Origin of the sequence: Bacteroides sp. M10, from assembly GCF_014334015.1 — a bacterium.
GTDB classification, from domain to species: domain Bacteria; phylum Bacteroidota; class Bacteroidia; order Bacteroidales; family Bacteroidaceae; genus Bacteroides; species Bacteroides intestinigallinarum.
In genome coordinates this window covers 2,582,622-2,608,125 of record NZ_CP060488.1, presented here as the reverse complement: position 1 = coordinate 2,608,125, position 25,504 = coordinate 2,582,622, and the positions used below count along the sequence as shown (strand labels likewise).

Annotated in this window: 14 protein-coding genes; 7 read left to right on the top strand and 7 right to left on the bottom strand. The window is 42.2% G+C overall.

Annotated elements, in window-relative coordinates; translation table 11 throughout:
* Window positions 1-2: 2 nt before the first annotated feature.
* The 6 genes from H8796_RS09250 to H8796_RS09225 all read left to right on the top strand — a co-directional run bounded on the left by H8796_RS09250 (window position 3) and on the right by H8796_RS09225 (window position 6,478).
* Window positions 3-1,211, top strand: coding sequence for an argininosuccinate synthase (locus H8796_RS09250; RefSeq protein WP_117936122.1), 1,209 nt, complete (start codon window positions 3-5; stop codon window positions 1,209-1,211).
* Complete coding sequence (gene argC / locus H8796_RS09245; protein ID WP_004313800.1) at window positions 1,208-2,176, top strand: N-acetyl-gamma-glutamyl-phosphate reductase; 969 nt, start codon at window positions 1,208-1,210, stop codon at window positions 2,174-2,176. The genes H8796_RS09250 and argC overlap by 4 nt, the downstream gene beginning before the upstream one ends.
* A gap of 12 nt (window positions 2,177-2,188) precedes the next feature.
* A complete protein-coding gene (locus H8796_RS09240) occupies window positions 2,189-3,310 on the top strand; it encodes an aspartate aminotransferase family protein (RefSeq protein WP_008649668.1) in 1,122 nt (373 codons plus the stop codon).
* Window positions 3,311-3,446: 136 nt separating this feature from the next.
* The gene (proC, locus tag H8796_RS09235) at window positions 3,447-4,220 is read left to right on the top strand and encodes a pyrroline-5-carboxylate reductase (RefSeq protein WP_004310476.1); all 774 of its coding nucleotides are present in this window, start codon (window positions 3,447-3,449) and stop codon (window positions 4,218-4,220) included.
* 40 nt (window positions 4,221-4,260) lie between these two features.
* Window positions 4,261-4,815, top strand: coding sequence for a helix-turn-helix domain-containing protein (locus H8796_RS09230; RefSeq protein WP_004313803.1), 555 nt, complete (start codon window positions 4,261-4,263; stop codon window positions 4,813-4,815).
* A 7-nt stretch (window positions 4,816-4,822) separates the two neighbouring features.
* Window positions 4,823-6,478 (top strand): AMP-binding protein, encoded by a 1,656-nt coding sequence (locus H8796_RS09225; RefSeq protein ID WP_008645207.1) that lies wholly within the window; start codon window positions 4,823-4,825, stop codon window positions 6,476-6,478.
* Between the two features lie 111 nt (window positions 6,479-6,589).
* Here the strand turns inward: H8796_RS09225 and H8796_RS09220 are convergent, their stop codons facing one another.
* On the bottom strand, window positions 6,590-8,131 hold the full coding sequence (locus H8796_RS09220; RefSeq protein ID WP_087322789.1) for a glycoside hydrolase family 28 protein: 1,542 nt from the start codon (window positions 8,129-8,131) through the stop codon (window positions 6,590-6,592).
* Window positions 8,132-8,343: 212 nt separating this feature from the next.
* Between H8796_RS09220 and H8796_RS09215 the strand changes: the two genes are divergently transcribed.
* On the top strand, window positions 8,344-12,723 hold the full coding sequence (locus tag H8796_RS09215) for a two-component regulator propeller domain-containing protein (RefSeq protein ID WP_087322792.1): 4,380 nt from the start codon (window positions 8,344-8,346) through the stop codon (window positions 12,721-12,723).
* A gap of 36 nt (window positions 12,724-12,759) precedes the next feature.
* Here the strand turns inward: H8796_RS09215 and H8796_RS09210 are convergent, their stop codons facing one another.
* From H8796_RS09210 to H8796_RS09185, 6 genes are all read right to left on the bottom strand, one after another.
* On the bottom strand, window positions 12,760-14,064 hold the full coding sequence (locus tag H8796_RS09210; protein ID WP_007754842.1) for a pectinesterase family protein: 1,305 nt from the start codon (window positions 14,062-14,064) through the stop codon (window positions 12,760-12,762).
* A gap of 33 nt (window positions 14,065-14,097) precedes the next feature.
* Window positions 14,098-15,771, bottom strand: a complete 1,674-nt coding sequence (locus tag H8796_RS09205; RefSeq protein WP_087322794.1) for a DUF5123 domain-containing protein — start codon at window positions 15,769-15,771, stop codon at window positions 14,098-14,100.
* 16 nt (window positions 15,772-15,787) lie between these two features.
* Window positions 15,788-17,863 (bottom strand): RagB/SusD family nutrient uptake outer membrane protein, encoded by a 2,076-nt coding sequence (locus H8796_RS09200; protein WP_004305005.1) that lies wholly within the window; start codon window positions 17,861-17,863, stop codon window positions 15,788-15,790.
* A 10-nt stretch (window positions 17,864-17,873) separates the two neighbouring features.
* Entirely contained in the window at window positions 17,874-21,125 is a 3,252-nt protein-coding gene (locus tag H8796_RS09195) for a TonB-dependent receptor (protein ID WP_004305006.1), read from the bottom strand.
* Window positions 21,126-21,236: 111 nt separating this feature from the next.
* The gene (locus H8796_RS09190; protein WP_049701772.1) at window positions 21,237-23,717 is read right to left on the bottom strand and encodes a glycoside hydrolase N-terminal domain-containing protein; all 2,481 of its coding nucleotides are present in this window, start codon (window positions 23,715-23,717) and stop codon (window positions 21,237-21,239) included.
* A gap of 22 nt (window positions 23,718-23,739) precedes the next feature.
* The gene (locus H8796_RS09185) at window positions 23,740-25,359 is read right to left on the bottom strand and encodes a pectinesterase family protein (protein WP_049701771.1); all 1,620 of its coding nucleotides are present in this window, start codon (window positions 25,357-25,359) and stop codon (window positions 23,740-23,742) included.
* Window positions 25,360-25,504: the final 145 nt, after the last annotated feature.

The following is a 25,504-nucleotide window of genomic DNA, read 5'->3' as shown; positions in this document are numbered from 1 at the left end:
CTATGGAAGAGAAGAAGAAAAAAGTAGTGGTGGCATTCAGCGGCGGACTGGACACATCGTTCACCGTCATGTACCTCGCCAAAGAAAAAGGTTACGAAGTATATGCAGCTTGTGCCAATACGGGTGGTTTCAGTGAAGAACAACTGAAAACAAACGAAGAAAATGCTTACAAACTGGGAGCAGTAAAATATGTAACGCTGGACGTTACTCAAGAATACTACGAAAAGAGCCTGAAATACATGGTTTTCGGAAATGTACTGCGCAACGGTACTTATCCAATTTCAGTTAGTTCCGAACGTATCTTCCAGGGGCTTGCCATCGCCCGTTATGCCAACGAAATCGGTGCGGACGCCGTAGCACACGGCTCTACCGGAGCTGGTAACGACCAGATCCGTTTCGATATGACTTTCCTCGTACTGGCTCCGAATGTGGAAATTATCACATTAACCCGCGACATGGCATTGAGCCGTCAAGAAGAAATCGATTACCTGAACAAGCATGGTTTCAGCGCAGACTTCACTAAGCTGAAATACTCTTATAACGTCGGCTTATGGGGTACTTCCATCTGTGGTGGCGAAATCCTCGACTCTGCACAAGGACTGCCGGAAACAGCTTACCTCAAACATGTTGAAAAAGAAGGTAGTGAACAGCTCCGCCTGACTTTTGAAAAAGGGGAACTGAAAGCGGTCAACGACGAGAAGTTTGACGATCCGATCAAAGCCATCCAGAAAGTGGAAGAGATTGGCGCAGCATACGGTATCGGCCGTGATATGCACGTGGGTGATACAATTATCGGTATTAAAGGCCGTGTAGGATTCGAAGCAGCAGCCCCGATGTTGATTATCGGCGCCCATCGCTTCCTTGAGAAATATACATTGAGCAAATGGCAGCAATACTGGAAAGACCAGGTTGCCAACTGGTACGGTATGTTCCTCCACGAAAGCCAATACCTCGAACCGGTGATGCGTGACATCGAAGCGATGTTGCAGGAAAGCCAGCGTAACGTAAACGGTACGGCTATCCTCGAGCTTCGCCCTCTCTCCTTCTCTACCGTAGGTGTAGAATCGGAAGACGATCTGGTGAAGACTAAATTCGGAGAATACGGTGAAATGCAGAAAGGCTGGACAGCCGAAGACGCCAAAGGCTTTATCAAAGTCACTTCTACTCCGCTACGTGTTTACTATAATAACCACAAAGACGAAGAGATATGATTAAAGCAGGAATCATTGGTGGCGCAGGATATACAGCAGGCGAATTAATCCGTCTGCTGCTCAACCATCCGGAAACTGAAATCGTATTTATCAACAGCAGCAGTAATGCCGGAAACAGAATTACCGACGTACACGAAGGCTTGTATGGAGAAACAGATCTAAGATTCACCGACCAGTTACCTCTGGACGAAATCGACGTTCTCTTTTTCTGCACCGCCCACGGCGATACAAAGAAATTCATGGAAAGTCACAACATACCGGAAGACCTGAAGATTATCGACCTCTCGATGGACTACCGCATTATGAGCGACGACCACGACTTTATCTACGGCCTGCCGGAACTGAACCGCCGTGCCACTTGTACGGCAAAGCACGTAGCCAATCCCGGCTGTTTTGCAACCTGCATCCAGCTCGGTTTGCTTCCGCTTGCCAAGAATCTGATGCTGACGGATGATGTAATGGTAAATGCCATTACAGGAAGTACGGGAGCCGGAGTGAAACCGGGTGCTACCAGTCATTTCAGTTGGAGAAACAACAATATGAGTGTGTACAAAGCATTCGAGCACCAGCATGTTCCGGAAATCAAGCAATCACTGAAACAGCTGCAAAACAGTTTCGATGCGGAGATCGACTTCATTCCATACCGTGGCGATTTCGCCCGTGGTATCTTTGCAACGATGGTAGTCAAAACCAAAGTAGCACTGGAAGAAATCGTTCGTATGTACGAGGAATATTATGCAAAAGACTCCTTTGTACACATCGTAGACAAGAATATTGACTTGAAACAAGTCGTTAATACTAATAAGTGCCTGATACATCTGGAGAAACACGGTGACAAACTATTGATTATCTCTTGTATCGACAATTTGCTGAAAGGCGCCAGCGGACAAGCGGTTCATAACATGAACCTGATGTTCAATCTGGAAGAAACCGTAGGACTACGTTTGAAGCCTTCAGCTTTTTAAAAACAAAGAATTATGAAATTATTCGACGTATATCCTTTATATAACATCAACATTGTCAAGGGCGACGGTTGCAAGGTATGGGATGAGAACGGAACGGAATATCTGGATCTCTACGGAGGTCATGCCGTTATCTCTATCGGACATGCACACCCTCACTATACAGCAATGATCAGTAACCAGGTGGCTAAACTTGGTTTCTACTCAAACTCTGTCATCAACAAGCTCCAACAAGAGGTAGCCGAACGACTGGGCAAAATTTCCGGTTACGAAGACTACAGCCTGTTCCTGATTAACAGTGGAGCCGAAGCGAACGAAAACGCTTTGAAGCTGGCTTCCTTCTATAACGGACGTACCAAAATCGTATCTTTCAATAAGGCGTTTCACGGACGGACGTCTCTGGCGGTAGAAGCGACTCACAATCCTTCCATTATCGCCCCTATCAACAATAACGGTCATGTCACCTATCTCCCGCTCAACGATATGGAAGCGATGAAACAGGAATTGTCTAAAGGAGACACATGTGCTGTTATCATTGAAGGAATACAAGGGGTAGGCGGTATCAAGATACCGACCACCGAATTTATGCAGGAACTCCGCAAAGCTTGCAGCGAGACAGGAACGATCCTGATTCTCGATGAAATTCAAAGCGGCTATGGACGTAGCGGTAAATTCTTCGCCCATCAATATAATGACATCAAGCCGGACATCATCACTGTAGCCAAAGGTATCGGCAACGGTTTCCCGATGGCAGGTGTCCTAATCAGCCCGATGTTTAAACCGGTATATGGTCAATTGGGAACTACCTTCGGTGGAAACCATCTGGCATGTTCGGCAGCACTCGCTGTAATGGACGTCATTGAGCAAGAAAATCTGATAGAAAACGCAAAGGTAGTAGGCAACTACTTACTGGAAGAACTGAAGAAATTCCCGCAAATAAAAGAGGTACGCGGACGCGGACTCATGATCGGACTCGAATTCGAAGAACCCATCAAAGAACTACGCAGCCGCCTCATCTATGACGAGCATGTATTTACCGGAGCAAGCGGTACGAATGTACTTCGCCTGTTACCTCCTCTCTGTCTTACTATGGAGGAAGCAGAAGACTTCCTTGCCCGGTTCAAGAAAGTACTCTAATCGCTCATTTGATTAATAAACAGCCAACGATAAAAGCAGCCTTTATTAGAAATTTATTTCTTATTCCGGCTGCTTTTTGTTTTTTCGTAATTAACTGTTACCTTTGCCTTTAACAACTCATTAAAAATAAGCGTATATGAAAATAGCCATTATCGGTGCAGGAAACATGGGCGGTTCAATAGCCCGTGGCCTGGCAAAAGGAAGTCTGATAGACGATTCGGACATCATTGTGTCCAATCCGAGTGCCGGAAAACTAGAGAAACTGAAAAAGGAATTTCCGGGTATCTCTATCACCAACAGCAATGTGGAAGCTGCCACAGGTGCAGATATTGTCATCCTTGCTGTCAAACCGTGGTTTATGGAACCGGTGATGCGCGAATTGAAACTGAAAAGCAAACAGATACTCATCTCCGTAGCTGCCGGCATCAGTTTTGAAGAACTGGCTCATTACGTCGTAGCACCGGAAATGGCCATGTTCCGCCTGATTCCGAACACCGCTATCAGCGAACTGGAAAGTATGACGCTTGTTGCCGCCCGCAATACGAACGATGAACAAGACAAATTCATCCTCCGGTTGTTCAGCGAGATGGGAACCGTGATGCTTATTCCCGAAGATAAAATAGCGGCAGCCACCGCATTGACCTCCTGCGGCATCGCTTACGTATTGAAATACGTTCAGGCAGCCATGCAAGCCGGAATCGAAATGGGACTTCGTCCCAAAGATGCCATGCAGATGATAGCACAATCCTTAAAAGGAGCAGCCGCACTGATTCAGAACAATGACACCCACCCCAGCGTAGAAATCGACAAGGTCACCACTCCGGGCGGAATCACAATCAAGGGGATCAATGAACTGGAACACAACGGATTCACCTCCGCTATCATCAAAGCCATGAAAGCCTCCAAATAATACCATAGAATTATTAATCATAAAAATACGAACCACTTGTATGAATGAACAAATTAAACAGATCGCAGAACGCCTCCGCGGATTACGTGATGTACTGGAACTGACCGCAGAGGATATCGCCCGCGACAGCGACATCTCTGCCGAAGAATACCGACTTGCAGAAACCGGAGACTACGATATCTCTGTCAGCATGTTACAAAAAATAGCCCGCACGTATAATATAGCTCTCGACGCCCTGATGTTTGGCGAAGAGCCTAAAATGAGCAGCTACTTCGTGACCCGTGCCGGCAAAGGAGTCAGCATCGAACGTACCAAAGCTTATAAATACCAATCACTGGCTTCAGGATTCATGAACCGTACCGCCGATCCGTTCATCGTCACTGTTGAACCGAAAGCAAACGACGAACCAATCCATTATAACCAACATAACGGACAAGAATTCAACCTTGTCATCGAAGGACGTATGCTTATCAACATCGAAGGCAAAGAAATCATCCTCAACCAAGGCGATAGTATCTATTTTAACTCTAAACTTCCACATGGCATGAAAGCGCTCGATGGCAAAACAGTACGTTTTCTGGCAGTAATTATGTAATAACATCATGGTAGAAAGATTTTTATCACAGACCTCTTTCAGTTCACAAGAGGATTTTATCAAAAACTTGAAAATAAACGTCCCGGAGAACTTCAACTTCGGCTATGACGTAGTAGACGCCTGGGCTGCCGAACAACCTGACAAGAACGCTTTACTTTGGACAAATGACAAAGGCGAAAGTCGCCAATTCTCATTTGCCGACATGAAACGATCTACGGACATGACCGCTTCTTACTTCCAGAGCCTGGGTATCGGCCGTGGCGACATGGTGATGCTGATTCTGAAACGCCGTTATGAGTTCTGGTATAGCACCATCGCTCTTCACAAACTAGGAGCAACTGTCATTCCGGCTACTCACTTGCTGACCAAGAAGGATATTATCTATCGCTGCAACGCTGCCGACATCAAAATGATCGTAGCTGCCGGCGAAGGAATCATCCTGCAACATATCAAAGATGCTCTTCCCGAATGTCCCACGGTTGAAAAGTTAGTCAGTGTCGGTCCGGAAATCCCGGAAGGCTTCGAAGATTTCCATCAGGGTATCGAAAATGCTGCTCCGTTTGTACGTCCGCGCCATGCGAACACTAACGACGACATCTCTCTGATGTATTTTACTTCCGGCACTACCGGTGAACCTAAGATGGTGGCACATGACTTTACTTATCCGTTAGGTCATATCGTTACCGGTAGTTTTTGGCACAACCTGGACGAGAACAGTCTTCACCTCACCATTGCCGATACCGGCTGGGGAAAAGCGGTATGGGGCAAACTCTACGGACAGTGGATTGCCGGAGCCAATATCTTCGTCTACGACCACGAGAAGTTTACCCCGGCAGCTATTCTGGAAAAAATCCAGGAATATCATGTCACCTCTCTCTGTGCACCTCCTACCATCTTCCGGTTCTTGATTCACGAAGACCTGACAAAGTTCGACTTGTCTTCACTAAAATACTGCACCATTGCCGGAGAAGCATTGAACCCCGCTGTATTTGAAACTTTCAAGAAACTGACGGGTATCAAACTGATGGAAGGTTTCGGACAAACAGAAACAACCCTTACCATCGCCACCATGCCTTGGATGGAACCGAAACCGGGAAGCATGGGGCTTCCGAATCCTCAATATGATGTAGACTTGATCGACCATGAAGGCCGCTCTGTTGAAGCGGGTGAGCAAGGACAAATTGTAATCCGCACCAGCAAAGGTAAACCTCTTGGACTTTTCAAAGAATACTACCGGGATGCGGAACGCACTCACGAAGCTTGGCACGATGGTATTTATTACACCGGCGATGTTGCCTGGAAAGACGAGGACGGCTACCTTTGGTTTGTCGGTCGTGCAGACGACGTAATCAAGAGCTCCGGTTACCGCATCGGCCCATTCGAAGTGGAAAGTGCGTTGATGACTCATCCGGCTGTTGTGGAATGTGCTATTACCGGAGTACCCGACGAGATTCGCGGTCAGGTGGTAAAAGCTACGATTGTTCTATCCAAAGACTATAAAGCACGTGCCGGAGAAGAACTGATTAAGGAATTACAGAATCACGTGAAGAAAGTGACTGCTCCTTATAAATATCCGCGTGTCATCGAGTTCGTAGAAGAGCTTCCGAAGACAATCAGCGGTAAAATCCGCCGGGTGGAGATTCGCGAAAACGATAAGAAGTAAATCATAAACAACTCTAATCAATAGAAGAACGATATTACAGATGATGTAATATCGTTCTTCTCATATCTACCCAACAATAAAATTCAACAGAAACAATATGACAGTTCCTGTTTATTTGAAACTCTCTTTTTTCCAATAATTATGTCCTTCAATAATATGACTGTTATTAGCTTTATAAAAATCCTTCACAGGAGTCATCTGAAAACAATCATTAATAATAGCATTATCGACATCTTCAAATGTAACAATCGTTTGTTCGATAACAGGATACTTAGATCTAATATTATTCAAAACAATCTGCTTACATTTACTGAATTGCCACGGTGAACCAGTCTGCGATGAGAAATCCACATTATCAAAACGAATATCTTCAGCAATATCAACTATAAATCCAACCTCTGCCTTCATATTAATATTTGAAAAGGACAAGCCTTGTACGGGCATTTCTTCAATCCCTTTAATATAACCAATTTGCTTGATATCAGAACCTGTAATATTGCTTAAATGAATGTTCCGGAAAACAGGAGTCCGCTCACTGACAGGCTCTATTTTTGACTCTTTATCATAGAACAAATCAAAAATGAAGGCATTCCGCTGAATATTCTTCATGACGATATTATCTACCCGAAGCTCTTCAACGACCCCTCCTCTCCCGCGCGAGGACTTTAGACGAATACCAGAATCCGTACCATCGAAAACACAATTAGAAATTGTCACTCTCCTTACACCGCCTGACATTTCACTACCAATAACTACCCCTCCATGACCGGAAAGCATAACACAATTAGTTATCGTTATATTTTCACATGCCTTTCCATATTTCCGTCCATCAGCATCACGCCCCGATTTAATTGTGATACAATCATCTCCCACACTAATAAAACAATCAGAAATACGTACATTCCGGCAAGAAGAAGGGTTTATTCCATCCGTATTGGGACCTTTTGGATCTTTTGAGGGGTTATATATCGTCACTCCATGCACTGTTACATTATCACAAAAAGCCGGATTTATGGTCCAAAAAGGAGAATTGACAATTCTCACATTCTCTATCAACACATTGTTACATTCATAAAACTGAATAAAAGGAGGACGAAACATACGACGCTCTAAAGAAGGTTTATAATAATCCGAGATTTCCAGTTCTTCATTAGCCTCTTCCCACATTCGTTGTAGTTTATTCAAAGCAGGCAATTTTCCTCCGTTTTTTTTAATCAGTTCCCGTGTTTCTTTCTCCCAGCTCCACCATTTAAATCCATTACCGTCCAGTGTTCCACGCCCGGTTATAGTCAAATTCTCCGCATCATGCGCATAAATCAGGGGAGACAAAGTATTCATCACTGTACCTTCCCAACGAATCTTCACAAAAGGAAGATAATCTTCAAAACGATCTGAAAAACGAAGAACAGCTCCGGACTCCACATACAAAGTTATATTACTTTTCATGTAGATAGTGGCTGTCAAATAAACACCTGCCGGGAAATAAATAGTTCCTCCACCTTCAGAAGATGCTTTTTCAATCGTTTGGTTTATTAACTCCGTACAAGATTCAATACCTCGGGGATCAGCTCCAAGCTCCTTCATATTAAAGGTACGAGCCCATGCGGTTACGGCTATAACAAGTCCCACTACACAAATAAATAGACGTTTCATTTATAGTTCTCATTTAAAATTTTACTAGTTCTAATTGTCAAAACAAAAGTACGAGGTATCTTCTCTCTTTATAGGGTAATAATTGTGCTTGATAGAGGATAGACAGGTGGATTAAATATGCAAAAGCGTGCATTTTATGTTCAATCACTATTTTAAATTTCCTTTTTAATCCAGTTTTATTTATTTTTGCTCTACACATAATTTATAATATCATGAAGACACTCTATGTTTTCCTTTTATGCTTATACACCAGTCTGACTATAGCAGCTCAACCTCTTTGCCAGATTAAACACTTCTCTGTCAATAATGGTCTTTCGCAAGGAGTAGTAGTGAATATAATGCAAGACAAAAAAGGATTTCTTTGGTTCGCCACCTGGAATGGACTAAACAAATTCGACGGATACACATTTAAAAATTACAAAGCATTTCCGGGAGACGGCTGTACTTTAACGACTAACCGTTTCTCTTATATTACAGAAAGCAAAGACGGAGATATATGGTGCAAATCTTATGATAACCGTGCATATCTATTTGATATTCAGACAGAGAAGTTTATTGACATACTCCTTCCTATTGAATCATCCCTGCAACAAACCAACATAGTCAGCAATATCTATACCTTAAATAAAGGAATTACGTGGATCACCTGTGAACAAGGTTATGCTTTCAGAATCAATGAGCAAACCTGCAAAGAAGGAAAAGATATCATATTATACAGCAGCTTTAACCAAAATTTAAAAGGAAACAAGATATTCGACATTTACGAAGATTCCGACGGGGACGAATGGATCATGACAGATAAGGGAGTAACCATCATCGGAAAAAAACGAATCAACAGCGATTATCCGTTTAAAATGGTAAAAGAATATAATAAGAAAATATATCTTATCTCAACTTCCGGAAAAATCGCAATATATGATCCCAAGAACGGAAATATAAAATTCCAGGAACTACCATGTTCTGTCACAGATATCTATTCCATATCTTCCATTTCCCCTTCTAATGACAGGATCGGCTTAGGAACTGACAACGGATTTATAACATACGATACAGAAAAGAAAAAATTCCAGCATTTTAATATACAGACAGCCACCCAGCCATCCAATGAAGCTCATTTTTTTTATCAGGACAAAACCGGAGAAGTCTGGATCTTTGCCAATACCTCCGGTGTGATAAAGCTAAATCTGCAAACAGGAGATAAACAGCACTTCACAGCTCCTATACAAAACCTGATCCAATATGAACGCGACAACCGATACATGATCTTTGAAGACCATGAAGGTACACTATGGATGAGTCCTCAAAAAGGGCATTTGTGCTATTATGATCGCGACAGTAATCAACTGAAACTATACTTTGCAGATGAAAACAATCCCGCTTCCCTATTTGCCCCCTCTATTCGTTATTATTATACCGACCGGCAACAGAATGTATGGATTACCAATGACCGGGGCGTAGACAAAATATCTTTCTATCCCAATAAATACAAAATACGCCCCATAGACAATGGATTGGAAATACGTGCTTTTCTTGCCGACAAACAGAAACGTCTCTGGGTTGCTTCCAAAAAGGGAAACGTCAGAATTTACCGTCCGGATGGGACATTAGAAGGCTACCTTTCTCCACAGGGTATAATCACCCCTCAAGAGGTTACTTTCGGAAAAAGTGTGTACTGTTTTATGGAAGATAAACAAGGAAATATATGGATGGGAACCAAAAAAGACGGCCTCATCCTTCTAAAGAAGAAAAACGAACACTCTTATCTTTTACAACAATTCGTCCATCAGCCACAAGATACATACAGTTTAAGTAACAATAGTGTCTATAGTATTATTCAGGATAGCCATGACAATATATGGATCGCATGTTATGGAGGTGGTCTCAACCTATTATCACACGTACCTGATGGTTCTACCAACTTTATTCATAGCGGCAACCGGCTGAAAAACTATCCTGTTTCTACTTCACTCAAAATAAGACATATCGCAGAAGCCCCCAACGGAGTGTTATTGATTGGCACAACCAATGGTTTACTTACATTCTCCAATAAGTTCGATCAGCCAGAAGAAATTAAGTTCTATCATAGCAACCGTATCCCTAACGTAGATTCCAGCCTTAGCAGTAATGATGTCATGCAAATATTTACTGACAGTCGAAAAAACACTTATGTAATAACATTCACCGGAGGAATCAGCCAGGTTATCTCTAAAAATCTGCTCACGGAAGATATACAATTCAAAAGTTATACAATCAAAGACGGATTAGCTTCCGATTTGGTACTTTCAATGCTCGAAGATACTCAAAAACAATTATGGGTAATCTCCGAAAACTCCATATCCAAATTCAATCCACAACAAGGAACATTTGAGAATTATGGAAGTAATTACTTTCAGAGAGAACTGAACCTCACTGAAGCAGTTCCCACACTAACCAGTCAAAAGAAAATCGTTCTCGGAACCAATCAAGGGATACTTGAAATCAACACAGAACAAATGAAAAAAAGTTCTTATGTACCTCCTATTGTATTTACCGGACTCAAAATACAAGGAAGTCAACTTCATGTAGCGCTTGATGACATAAAAGAACTGGAACTAAATCCTTCGGAACGTAATGTCACCTTTCAATTTGCAGCCATTGATTATGTAAATCCCGATGCCATCGAATACGCCTATCGTCTGCAAGGCCTGGAAGAAGAATGGAACGAAGCCGGTAATAACCGCTCTGCAACATACATAAATTTACCTGCCGGAGAATATCAACTGCAAATCCGTTCCAGCAATAGCGACGGAGTATGGACCGATAATATACGCACTCTCCCCATTCATGTTTTACCCACTTTTTGGGAAACATACTGGGCATGGTTATTCTATATTGTCATGTTCGTGTTATTCACTACTATCATTGTATACATTCTGTTCTATATCTACCGTTTGCGGCATCAGGTTGACTTGGAACAACATTTATCCAATATCAAATTACGCTTCTTCACTGATATTTCACATGAATTACGCACTCCTTTAACTTTAATATCCAGCCCTGTATCAGAAATTCTAGCGCATGAAGCAATCTCTCCGACAGTTCGGGAACATCTAAATTTGGTACATAAAAACACAGAACGTATGCTTCGTCTGGTTAATCAACTACTGGATTTCCGCAAAATCCAAAATAAGAAGATGAAAGTGTTGGTAGAAAAGACAGAACTCGTTTCCCAATTACAGAAGATAATGGAAAGCTTCCACCTTATAGCAAAAGAAAAGAGAATTGATTTCCAACTTCAAACTAATACAGACAAAATATACGCATGGGTAGACCGTGACAAATTTGAAAAGATATTCTTCAATCTACTTTCAAATGCCTTCAAATATACACCGAACGGGAAGAAAGTAACGGTAAATATGATAACAGGTTCGGAGCAAGTCACCATCTCCGTATCCGATGAAGGCATTGGCATTGCTCCCGAAAAGCAACAATCCCTATTTTATCGATTTGAAACACTGGCACAATACAATATCTTGCAGCCCTCATCCGGCATTGGGCTTTCACTGGTACGCGAATTAATAGAATTACATCACGGAAATATCCAAGTGAAAAGCGAGCCGGGAAGTGGAAGTGAATTCATTGTCACACTTCCTAAGGAAGAAAAAGCATTTGCAGACGATCAACAAGCCGAATTTATTTTATCCGACAGTGACAATAATTCACCGACGATACAAGCTACTGAAGAAGATTCGGATAATACATCCTTCAAGGCAGCATACGCAGAGAATGAAAATAAAACCGACACAGAGGATGAAAAAACTTCCATTCTTATTGTCGAAGACAACAATGAATTACGTCATTTCCTATGGAATATCCTGTCAGAGACTTACACTGTTCTCGAAGCAGCAAATGGAAAAGAAGGATTAAAATATGCACAGCAGTACATTCCGGATCTGATAATCAGTGATGTCATGATGCCGGTCATGGATGGATTAGACATGGTGAAAGCAATCAAAGCCGATCATAACACCTGCCATATTCCTATTATATTACTATCAGCAAAATCTTCTTTAGATGATCGGATAGCAGGACTGGAACAAGGTATCGATGACTACATTACCAAACCATTCAGCTCTACATACTTAAAAACCAGAATCTTGTCGCTGCTCCGTCAACGTAAACAGCTACAAGATCTATATTTATCGAAACTGTCAGAGCATACTCAAGAAGAGGATCATATAAATGGGTGGGAGCCTTCACAACCTCAAGTGACTCCATACGATGAACAATTCATGCAACAAGTAATGGCGTTTATGGAGGAACAAATGGATAATACAGATATCACCATCGACGACTTCGCCAACAAACTAATGTTAAGCCGTACGGTATTCTACCGAAAATTAAAATCCATTGTTGGGCTGACTCCGGTAGATTTCGTATGTGAAATGCGCATCAAACGAGCCGCCCAGCTAATTGAAAAAAGTGAATACAGTTTCTCCCAAATTGCTTATATGACCGGTTTCAATGACCCGAAGTACTTTAGCAGGCGCTTCAAAAAAATCATGGGAGTCACTCCTACAGAATATAAAGAAAGAAAGGGAGATGCCTCATAAGCACCTCCCCTTTCCTTACCAGTTTTCTATATTCAATTACAATACACCTTTTTTACCTTGCGTTCCATATTGATTCACGGCAGATACCTTCAAAGCATAATTCACTTCCGACACCGGAAAAGAGGTATCAGTAGTCGTCCCGAGAATCTGTTCTCCATCATATACAATATATCCGATCGCATTCTTCACAGGATTCCATTTAAGAGTGCCTTGCTGATAAACCAGACTGCGCGGACTTCCTAATTTCTCCATCATAATACGCGGATTCCAGCCATCATTACCCGGAATCATATTTTCGTACGTATATTTGTCCGCCTCCTCTTTCGTTATAGTTGCCTGACAGGTACCCGATACTTCCTTACCGGTTTGGCGGTCTTTATATTGATATTCCGTTTTGCGTTTACTTAAATCCAACACATTACCCTGTGCATCACGACTATTGTATTCGGCAAAAATTCCGGGAACCGTTCCCATATTCGTCCATCCTTCATCAGCGACAGGGATAAGCATAATGGTATTGATATACACCGTCTTCGAATTATTATGCCATGGACGCCCCAACTTCAAACGTCCGTCAGCCGCTTCACTGTTTCCATCTATAATGCAATTACGAAAAGCATAACCATATTTGGCATCTTTATGGGAAGGAGCCACTATTACTGCTCCACTCCGTACATTATAAAGCGTACAGTTTTCCAGCAACACATCACCACCACCATAAAAATAGTCTACCGCGCCTTCTATCCAGCAATCTTTCACATAGTGCCGACTGACATCATTATTGGCAGTCATCCAAGTATCTTGAAAAGAACGGAACTTACAATTATAAAAGGAAGCACAATCTGCCTGACTATTCATAGCCAAAGCCTGCGGACCATTATCTGATAAAACTCCCCAGTCATTCACATACGAAATGTTTTCCGTATAAAAGTGGTCTCCTTTTACCACCACTACCGATCCCTCGTATTTATAAACTGGAGAGGAAGGATTATGAACCGAGTGTTCCCAATAAGCTGTTTTTCCACCTATTTCTTTACCGGTCAGTTTACTACCAACATTCAAGTTTAAATGAATAATGGTCTTATCCTTATCCTGGCCTATTAAATGTACGTATGGCTTATTCTTAGGGATAATCACCTGCTCATTATACAAGCCATTCTTTATCAGAATCAACCAAGGTTTCGTCTGTCCGTCAGGTACAGCATTGATTGCTTCCTGAACCGTTTTATAATCTCCACTACCATCAACAGCTACAATAGCCTGATAAGGCGATGAGTCCGCCTGTGCATAAATCATTGCACAGGCACTCATCAATAAAATTGATAATACAATATTCTTCATGATATTCTTTATACCTAACAATTATAGGATCAATTAATACCAACGTGGATCACCAGCATTACCCGTTCCGGCGAACCCGGCTCCCGGTTTAATATGGAAATCACCGTTTAATGGATCAACGAACAAGTCATCCGAGCTTTGTTTTATTCTCGTTATTTCTTCAAACCTGTTATTGCCTTCCTGCAGGTCGGAGGTGATATAACAATTATCAGAGAAGTTCAAAATGTCATAAGCACCATTTCCACTATTCATTTTCTTTCCTTTGTTCGGACCGGAGAAAATCAAATTCCGCATTGTCGCAGATTTCGGAGAAGGCGGAGTACTTGCCGCATTATCGAAACGGAAAACTTTAGGCAATTCCTTCTTAGCATCCATAGAATTATAGAAAGTACAATTTTCCAATATCACATCACCGATTCCCCCTTTCACGTCCATCAACTGGTCACCAATATTAATCAATGTACTATTCGTTATAGAAACCCTTTCCAACTGATCGATATTTTTTCCGAAATTAATCATTCCATATCCGTCCGTACCAACTTCGGATATGACACAGTTATCGATCGTAATATCCGTCATGAACACACCACTTCCATCGCTAATACGTACAAGCGTACGTTTTATGTTCTGTATAGCACAGCCTGTGAATGAAATAGACTGGGCATAAGAACTATTTTTCCAATCCGTCATATAACTGGCCTCGCCATTTCCATTCAGGCAAACAAACTCGAATGACAGAGACTGTATCGGAGAAGCCAATGATATTTTATTAGTCACAATAAGCTGTGGACGATTATTTTCATTAGCTTCCGTACTGGTAAACAAAATATTATCCAATCCCGGAATCTTTAGTTCACTTACCTTATACACCGCCCCCGGAGTAAGTTGGACAGTTACATTGCTACATTCTTTCTCTTTCACAAAATTAGATAACAATGTACTTAAATCAATGACTCCGGTTTCCGTAGCCTCCACAAAAAGGATTTCGCTACCACCCAATCCCAGTGTCTTGAATACATACGAACCACGTAATGCATCATTATTATAAATCCGAACACGATAGGTCGCTCCATTCTCCAATTCGGAGAGTGTTTTTGAACAAGCCGCTATATCTTCCGAAGTCAAATCAATCTGTTTTTCCTCACCATATTTCGTATCCACCATTTGAGCCAACGTCAGATGAGTTACCCTGTTCGTTTCTTCCCATGTCAAGGTTGCGGAATTAGCTGTAACTTCCACTCCGGTAAATAATTGCTCATCCGGAGTTTTAAATGCTACACTGACATAAGTGCTTGCCTTTCCCTGCGCATCTTCTCCTTTCATACGAACAGAATATTGCGTAGAACCGTTGAACTCCTGAAACAAAGTACGATATTCCACCCTCATAGGCGTATTACTCTCTGAAAATACAGTCAATGTATCTTTCAGAATCGTATCTGTCCTTACATAATTTTCCGCATTAAACTCCAAGCTGTCCGTATAAAACTCAAAAATATAGACTTTTGCATTCACAATCTGCGAATATCTTAATGTAACCGAAGTCGCATCGGTAGCCGACTTATCGAACGTCAACGGACGGAACAAAGCATCATAGTTCTTATTAACTGTCCAGTCATTGGCATCGTCCTCACAGGAAGACATACCCACTATCAAAGCCAATAGTACATACAGGCATGCTCCGGATAATCTATTAACTAGTCTTTTCATCTTTTCCTACCATTAATTATTTATAACCATACGAATTAGAAACATACCCTTGCGTCTTATTGACATCCTCATAATAAATAGCGAATACATGGCGATAATTACACACTCCATTACCAACAGAATATTTACGGAACTCCGCTTCGGCTTCACCGCCCCAGTTCAGCCTGCCAAACAAATTCGAATAGTCGTAAGACGCATTCAGCCCTGTACCGCAAACCAATATTCTAGCCATTGTTTTCACATAATTAGTATTCAGGGTTGCATTTATATCACCATCCTTATTCAATGTCACCTGCATACTGATCCAGTTGCACTCATACTGTCCTTTTGATGTAGAAGCAGTACCGGTTCCCATATCCTCATTGAAGTTAACAGACGACATATCAATGTATTCCGGATTATCAGAGTCTTCATATTTATAATAGATTTTTCTCGGTATTTCATCCACTTGATAAGTCTTCCCGAAAATAGTCACCGGCTTGTAGTCATACAACATACAAAGACCTATTTTCATCTCTTCTATTTTCTCCGCCAACAATCCCCAACGTGTCAAATCCTGACGACGAATAGATTCACAACCAAACTCCCATGCCCGTTCATTGACAATAGCCGTGAAGAAATCCGCGTCATACTGCGTGATTTCGGGAGCACCAGTACCAAATGCTCTTTCACGAACCTTTTCCAAAGCCTGTCGGGGAGACATACCGGCAATCGGACTAACTGCATCCGGCCCTGTCAATACATTTTGAGCCTCCGCAAACATCAGGTAAATATCTGAATACCGCATCAAAATCCAGTTGATACCAGTAGCAATACGTGAATTAGCTTTCGGGAAACGGACTTTCATATAATTATCAGTCATCCAATACCAACGCCATTTACCACAAGCCACTCCTAATGGATTACAGCGAATAACTTCCTTATTTTTTCCATTCTCATTGATATATTCCTGGAAAACACAAGTAACATCCCGACGGGTGTCTGCCGGATCAAATGAATAAAAATAGTAAGCAGTAGTAGCCGCATATCCTGCCCCTCCCATACCTTGGGTGGTATTAAAAACCCCTCTGTTCAGGTTGTATCCCATCGTGGCCCCCACATCTCCATTCTGTCCTTCACCAAAAGCAACTTCAAACAGGTTTTCATTATACTTGTTGTATTCCAGATGATTGACAGTAGACCAAATATTCTCATAACTGGGATCAAGCTCATGAGGATTATCAGTCGCTCCCAAAATCTCCGCACACTGTTTGGCAGCCAGTTCATAATAATCTTTCCAATTCTTAGGGCGACCGACGAAATATCCGTTCATTTCCGGAATGGTCGGATGATGTTCCACATCCAAGTCCGGAAACTGATTTCCATCCCGTACAGACCATCCTCCGGCAAATAGCGCTACTTTTGCCAGCAGTCCTTTGGCAAAACCTTTATTCATGCGTTCTACCGTATATGATTCTTCTCCCATCCAAGGCAGATATTCAATTGCCTCTTTCAAATCCTCTATGATATAATTATAAACAATATCACGATCCACTTTTCCTATATAGACATTTCCCAATCCGCTTTCAGACGCATGCTCTTTATATGGCACATCTCCCCAATAACGAATCAATTCAAAATAGCCTAACGCTTTTAGTGCTAATGCCTCTCCTAAATATCTACGCATGGCAGCCTTGTCCGAAGTAGATTGCATCAACGGTGACCGACGTATACCATCTACGATAGTAGTGGCGGATTCTGCCAGATAATAAAGTTTGTCCCATCTGGTATTCCGGTTATAATTATCGTCATAAAAATTGCCAGCACCTTCATCACGAAGTGTCGAATTATAGTTTTCCGTAGAAAACGCACCCGAGCCAACCTCCACGTCAGAAGCTCCCTGCCAGTTGACACACAGTTTCTGACCATATATATAGGTGTCCGTCATTGTCGCATATACACCCATCAGGGCTGCTTCCGTCAGAGCAGTCGATTTAAACAGATTCTCATCACTTGGAATAGAAGGACTTTCGGTATCCAAAAAATTATCCATACACGAAGTGCATAACACAGAGGAGGATAAAACCGCTAAAAATAGTTTCTGTATTTTCATTTTTCAAGTATTAAAAAGTAACATTAAGACCGAATACATAAGAATGTGCTTTCGGATATGCAGAATAATCCACACCCGGAGTCAAAGGGGTAGAACGTTGTGTGCTCACTTCAGGATCCTGTCCGGAATAAGCTGTCCAGCAAAACAGGTTATTGGCCGTAGCATACACGCGCAGGTTCTTGACTCCTAGCTTACGAGTCACAGTAACCGGAAGCGTATACCCTAACGTCAGGTTACTACAACGCAAAAAAGAACCATCTTCAATCGCCCAGTCCGTCACAAGCGTACGCCCCATCATAGGCATCCAGATAGAGGCTTTGGAATTGATTTCAACAAAGCGTTCCGGATTGGCGTCATTACCATACATTACATTGGCACCCGTTTCCGGATCAATAATCGACCAACGGTTTTCCAAACTCATAAAATCTCTGATATTATTATATTTACGATTCGTATGAGTGGATGCCATAATCTTATTGGCATTATATACTTTATTGCCATATGACCAGTTGAACATTGCCGCCAAGTCAAACCCTCTCCATGCAGCATTCAGCCCGAATCCGCCAATATGCTTTGGCTGTACACTACCGATCACTTTACGGTCATTATCCGCATCGATCACACCGTCATTATTCTGATCCTTCAGTTTGATAAAGCCCGGACCAAAGTTAGGCAGGTCATTAGAGAACAAAGCCCTGTCGTCTACTACCCCTTCATTCAGTATCCATTTTTTCGTATTCTCATCAAACGTAAAGTCGTCTACAGAATAAAAGCCCTCTACTTCGAATCCATAAATCTGTCCTACCGCCTGACCTACAATAGCACGAAAATCATCAGAGCCGATATCCGGTCGCCAGTTGGATTGCGCACTCAATACGGTTGCCGTTCCATCCAGTTTATTCACTATATTTTTATTGAATGATATATTGAAGTTAGCGCCCAGATAGAAATCTTTACTATTGATAATCGTTCCGCTAAGCGTAAGTTCAACTCCCCTGTTCGTACTGCGGCCTACATTCTGATACTGATATTCATATCCCGAATTTGAAGGAAGATCCATGCGTAAGATTAAATCTTTCGTTATATCATTATAGAAGTCAACCGTCACATTCAAACGGCTATTAAAGAGGCTGGCATCTATTCCCACATTAGAGGATAACTTCGTTTCCCAAGTCAGATTCTCGTTCCGCAAGGTGTTCTGCAATTTCAGGGCACTCTGTACTGTTTCATTTAGATAATATTGCCTATTGGCAGAAGATTCCATTTTATAATCCTGTCTCCAGTATGAATTGACACGCGCATTACCAACTGACCCGTAACTCACACGAAGTTTCAGATTATCCAGCCAGTCTTCCGTCTGCTTCATAAATTTTTCCTGGGAAATGCGCCATGCCAATGCCATACCCGGGAAAAATCCCCAACGGTTTTCAGGAGCGAACACATTCGTTCCGTCGGCACGGGCTGTAAAAGTGAACATGTACCGGTCTTTGAAAGCATAGTTTAAACGACCGAAGTAAGATGCCGTACGAGAAGGTTCACCAAGAGTGGTATACGTTGGTTGGGATTCTCCATAGTTCCACATAGCCAACACTTCGCTCGCCGTAAAATCCATAGGATAATATTTGGATGAGGCAATCATCTGATTTCTGTAATTACTCACCATTTCATGTCCGGCCATCAGATCAAGACGGTGATTCTTTTTCAGAGAGAACCGGTAACTCAATATGTTCTGCAAGTTCCATCGTGCACCTTTCTCATCCGTACGTTTGGCTACGGGCTGACCGGCATTGGAGCTCGACTCTCCGGTTTTCTTTAACCAGACATTATCGGTATAATTATAAGTGTATGCGTAACTACCTTTCAGCTGATAAGTCAATCCTTTAACAATTTCCCAGTTAAAGCCGGCATTATAAGTCATAGAAAACTGGTTTTGCTTCTTATACTCATTCACCGTATTATATACAGGATCATTCAATGATGATAACAATGCATCATCCGAGTAATCAATTTCACCCCCCAAAGCATCTCCCGCATCTATACTTGCAAGGCTGTTGATTGGCGAGAAAAGAACGGCATCTCTCAATTTACCTCCATTGGTACCCGCACCGTCAATCACCATTCTAGTCAAACGGCTGGAAAACTCAAACTTCAATTTGTTACTCAACTTTTTATCCATCTTCACACTCAAGTTATCCCTCACATAATTGGAGTTGAGCATAATGTACTTCTCATCATCCCGCGTATAACTCAAATTATAACGCAATGTGGCATCCGTTCCTCCTGTTATACCAACGTTATAGCTTTGTTTGAATCCGGTGTTTCCATATACTTTATCCTGCCAGTTCGTGCCTTCTACCGAACGATAAATATTGCGGTCGTCCCAACGTCCATACATCGAATTAATGCTACTGGTCAGAGAGGTGCCCGGATCAAGTTCTTTCTGATAACAGTAGTATTCGTAAGGTGAAAGTACCCCCGTCAGATTATACACATTACTGACACCCCAGTGAGCATTGAATGAGATTTCTGTTTTTCCCGCCTTACCGCTTTTTGTAGTAACAAGAATAACGCCGTTCGCACCTTTAGCTCCATAGATGGCGGTAGAAGAAGCATCTTTCAAAACATCAATGCTTTGAATATCACCGGGAGGAATATCATTGATATTACTCACCTGAAAACCGTCAACAATATATAACGGTGAATTGTCCTGGGTAATAGAACCACCACCACGTACTGTAATCTGGATTGTTGCATCGGGCGATCCATCAGTAGCCACGACATTCACACCTGCCAGTTTTCCTGTAATAGCCGCAGCCGCAGAAGTTATCGGAATATCCTTCAAAACCTTCTCACTCACTGAAGAAATCGCACCGGTCAAATCTCCGCGGCGTGAGGTTCCGTACCCTACCACTACCACTTCGTCCAAAGTCTGATTGTCTTCTTCCAACACAACTTTCAGATGTTTGCCCGGTTTCACAGTCGCAACAACTGATTTCATTCCTACAAAACTAATTTCCAACTTTGTTGCATCTTCGGGAACAGACAAAGTGAAATTTCCATCCAAGTCGGTAATTGTACCGACGGAGGACTTTTTCAACACCTTCACACTAGCACCAATAATAGCATCGCCGTTGGTATCCACCACTGTTCCTTTCACAGATACCTTCTGTGCATATACTGTTGTCGCCGTTATAAAGCACAAGAGCAAGCAACATATATACGCGAAGCATCTTCGCAAAAATAAATGTCTTTGTACATCCATAGTATTATCTTGATTAATTTGTTTCATTTTTGATGTTACAAAAGTCACACTTTTACAGCTGTTTTCCACTCATTATTTATGCAAAAGCGTGGACTTTTTATATAGAATGCCTTATTTTACTGTAATAATTATCACTTCTCCTTCGCGTGTATCCACATCATACAAATAAGTATCACGTAATGCCACTCCTTTTAAAGGCGCTTTCTCACTAATCATCGGACGTGAGATTTGCTGTACTTTAAATAATGCGTTCGGATTCGCTTCTTCTTCCTTCTTCTGTTTCAACGATGCTCCTTCAGCAGCCAATTTCCAGTAAGAGCGCAGACGCAGATTGCCTCCAATTTCCGAACGTAACACAGCTTTTACCAGCTTACCGTCCTTCCAGGTCAATTCATCAATCAAAAAACCTCCTCGGGCACGCAACCCTTTCACTGTCCCGCTCTTCCATTCCGAAGGCAACGAAGGCAACAGATGAATCGCACCGTCATGACTTTGCACCAACATTTCGGCAATACCAGCCGTGCAACCAAAGTTCCCATCTATTTGGAAAGGTGGATGCGCGTCGAACAAATTAGGATACGTTCCGCCTCCCTGTCCTTTCTGTATTTCAGGACTGACATAAGTCAACTGATTCTTTATCAACTGATAAGCATGATCCCCGTCAAGCATACGAGACCAAAAACAAACTTTCCATCCCATTGACCAACCGGTAGAAGGATCCCCCCGTTGTATCAATGTATTTTTTGCAGCTTCAAAGAGTACCGGAGAGCGATAAGGAGAAATCTGATAACCGGGATATAGCCCCCAAAGATGAGAGATGTGCCGGTGACGATCATTAGGATGATCCCAGTCTTCAAACCATTCCTGCAATTGTCCGTACTGCCCTACCTGCATCGGAGGCAACTGCCGGCGCATATTCTTCAATGTATCACAAAAATCGGTATCTGCGTTCAGCACTTTGGCAGCTTCGCATGTATTTGAAAATAAATCAAAAACCAACTGATTATCCATCGTAATTCCTGCAAAAAGATTACTTTTTTTCTTTATCCAGCGCGGAGAATTTTCGGGTGAATTGGAAGGAGTAACAACCAAATAACCTGTATTCGGGTCGCGTACCAAAAAGTCGACAAAGAACTCCGAAGCGCTTTTCATCATCGGATATGCTTCCTCCAAATATTTCTTATCACCGGAAAACAAATAACGGTCCCATAAATGCTGGCAAAGCCATGCGTTAGCCACAGGCCACGTTCCACAATAAGGACGGTCCACCGCACCCGTCATACGCCACAAATCCGTATTATGATGCAATACCCAGCCACGACAACCATACATCCGGCTCGCAGCTTCACGCCCATTCTCGCTTAATTCACGTACCATCTGGATGAATGGTTTATGAAGTTCGGCCAAGTTGGTGATTTCCGCCGGCCAGTAATTCATTTCAGCATTAATATTCGTTGTATAATTGCAGCTCCAGGGAGGTCCCGGGTTATGATTCCATTTGCCCTGCAAGTTGGCGGGCTGGCATCCGGGCTGTGAAGATGCAATTAATAAGTAACGTCCATACTGGAAATACAACGCTATCAATGCCGGATCATAGGATGAAGAAAACTCCTTGATACGTACATCCATCGGTTTATTAACCTGGGAAGTTTCACCCAAATCCAAAGTCACACGGTTGAATTGCTCCTGATAAGCAGCTATATGGGCAGCTTTCGCCTTATCATACTCCTTCTCCGCATTTTTCAGATAGGTTTTATTCCGCTGATACGGATCACCCGATATATCTTTATAATTGACGAAGTTTGTTGCCATCGAGATGTACAATGTAAGTTCGCTGGCGCCCTGAACACTAAGCAGCGTATCATTAGCCATTGTCACTTCTCCGCCTTTGTTTTTCACATCCAAGTCAGCGCAATAGTGCACCTTTCCCGGAAAATAACGACTGCCATGCGTAATACCTTCCAAACGCAACCCCTTCTTTCCATAGATACTACGCTTCGGATCTCTCATCGGTGTATTAAAAAACAGTTCGCAATTGATTGCTCCCGGTTTAGATGATTTGATATGCCTGATAACCAGCTGATCGGTAAATGATGCAAATGTTTCTTCAGTAAATTCCACTCCGTCTACTTTGTAGCGGGTCACAGTCATTGCATTGCTTATATCCAGGTCACGGTAGTAATTACTTACCTTTTTGTGGTCTTGATAACGGATATTCAGACGACCTACCGTCTGATAAGGCATTTCATTCCCCACTTGTGAAAGAATCTTCGTTGCCGCCATGTTCTGCGCTTCTTCGTATTTTCCTTCAAAAATCAACCGCCGCATTTCCGGCAAAGCCGCTTTCGCTTCTTCATTATAGTTTTGGTAGGGAGAGCCTGCCGACACTGTTTCTTCGTTCAACTGTATTTGTTCCAGTTGGGGATCACCGAACACCATTGCTGCAATCCGTCCATTACCAATCGGAAGCGCTTCTTCCCAATAAGAAGCGGGTTTATCATACCATATTTTATACCTGTTTTGCCCTTCCACACTCCCCAACAGAGAAGAAAAAGCCAATATACAACTGAATACTTTGCTTATCGTTTTCATATTTTAAAGTTTTTAATTGTCATCATTCCTGCGAAGGTTCACTCAAAGACCCGTACTCGCTGACAGCCTTCACCTGATACGTCTTTCCTGTCTCAATATTACAAGACGTTTCTTTGGTTATTTGTACTGTTTCATCATTTGCAATCACCAAATAACAAATCGCATATTTCGAAGCATCCCAACTTAATACTCCGTTTTCTCTTTTCAGATTTTCCGGTGCGGAAACTTGTTCCATATATTTCTTCGGGTCCCAATTATCGCCCTCGCGAACAACGTTTTCGTATGTATACCGCGCCGCCTCACCTGCCGAAAGAACAGCCTGACAAATGCCTGTCACCGGATTCTCTTGTTCATCCTGGTAAGTATATTGCGTTTTACGCTGGCTTAAATCGACTGTATTCCCTTCTTTATCTTTACTGTTATATTCAGCAAACATTTGAGGAATAGCTCCCATATCCGTCCATCCTTCCGGAGCTATTTTTATATTAAAGATGGTATTGAGATATACAGCTATCGGAGAATTATGCCAGGGACGTCCCAACTTGACTCTTTCTGTATCAGCCAATTCATTTCCATCCACTACGCAATTATTCATCACATATCCCCAGCGTGTTCCTACTTTATGAGAAGGAGCAACAATAATTGCGCCATCCCTCATATTATAAAAGGTGCAATGTTCGAGGAAGCAATTCCCGTTTCCATAGAAGTAATCAACGGCTCCTTCAATCCAGCAATTCTGTGCATACAGTCTGCCGTTATCCGATTTAGGTCCGGTCTGCCAGGTATCTTGGTACGAGAGGAATTTGCAATTATTGAATGAGTTGCGGTCATTCTGGGTATACATTGCCAATGCCATAGGACCTTTCTGCAATTCTTTGCCATATCCGTTTACAAAAGATATATTCTCTGCGTAAAAATCCGTAGCTTTCACTGATACCATAGCGGCTTCCGTTTTTCCTAAGTTCTTATAAGAGTACTTCCACACATCCGGATCAGTCGCACTGGCTTCGGTTGAGCTGTTAATCCGTAACTTGACAATTGTCTTATCCACATCCTGTCCGATGAGATGAATATACGGTTTGTCTTCAGGAATGATAATTTGTTCTTCATACGTTCCGTTCATCACGAAAATGAGCCAGGGTTCCGTTCTTTTCGAGGGGACATTATCTACTGCTTTCTGTATACTGGTATAATTTCCCTTTCCGTCAGGACTGACCACCGCATCAAATATGCGTGCTTCCGGTTGAGGACGTTCTCTGATTGTAAACTGAATACTGACACCTTCGAATACATTTCCCTGAAAGTCTATGACTGCACCTTTGGGGAGGCTGAACTGACAGGCCTGATTATAGTCCAAAGCAGTATAAGCGTAAGACGCTGTTTTACCTTTGAAAGTCAACTCCACTTCCTCGCCATTAAAATTCGCTTTCCCTTCTCCCGCTTTCACATACTCGTTAAAAGTAAGCAGAATCGTATTGTTTTCTTCTGCCGTTTCACCATTTGCAGGAGTAACAGACACCAAAGAAGGGGCTTCATGGTCGGGAACAAAAAAGTTATTGCTACTTTCCTTGCAACTTGTTGCCAGCAAAGCTGATAACAACAATAGTCCTTGGGACATCTTCGAGAATAAATGTGCTTTCATAAATTATTTGTTATATTCTTAATGATAGATTCTTATTCCATTATTATTTGGTCGTCCTGCCTTGAGCAGTTACTATTTCACGTTACAAAAGTATACGGAACAACATGAATACTTTCTCACTATTTGTTTGTTTGCGTGGACTTTT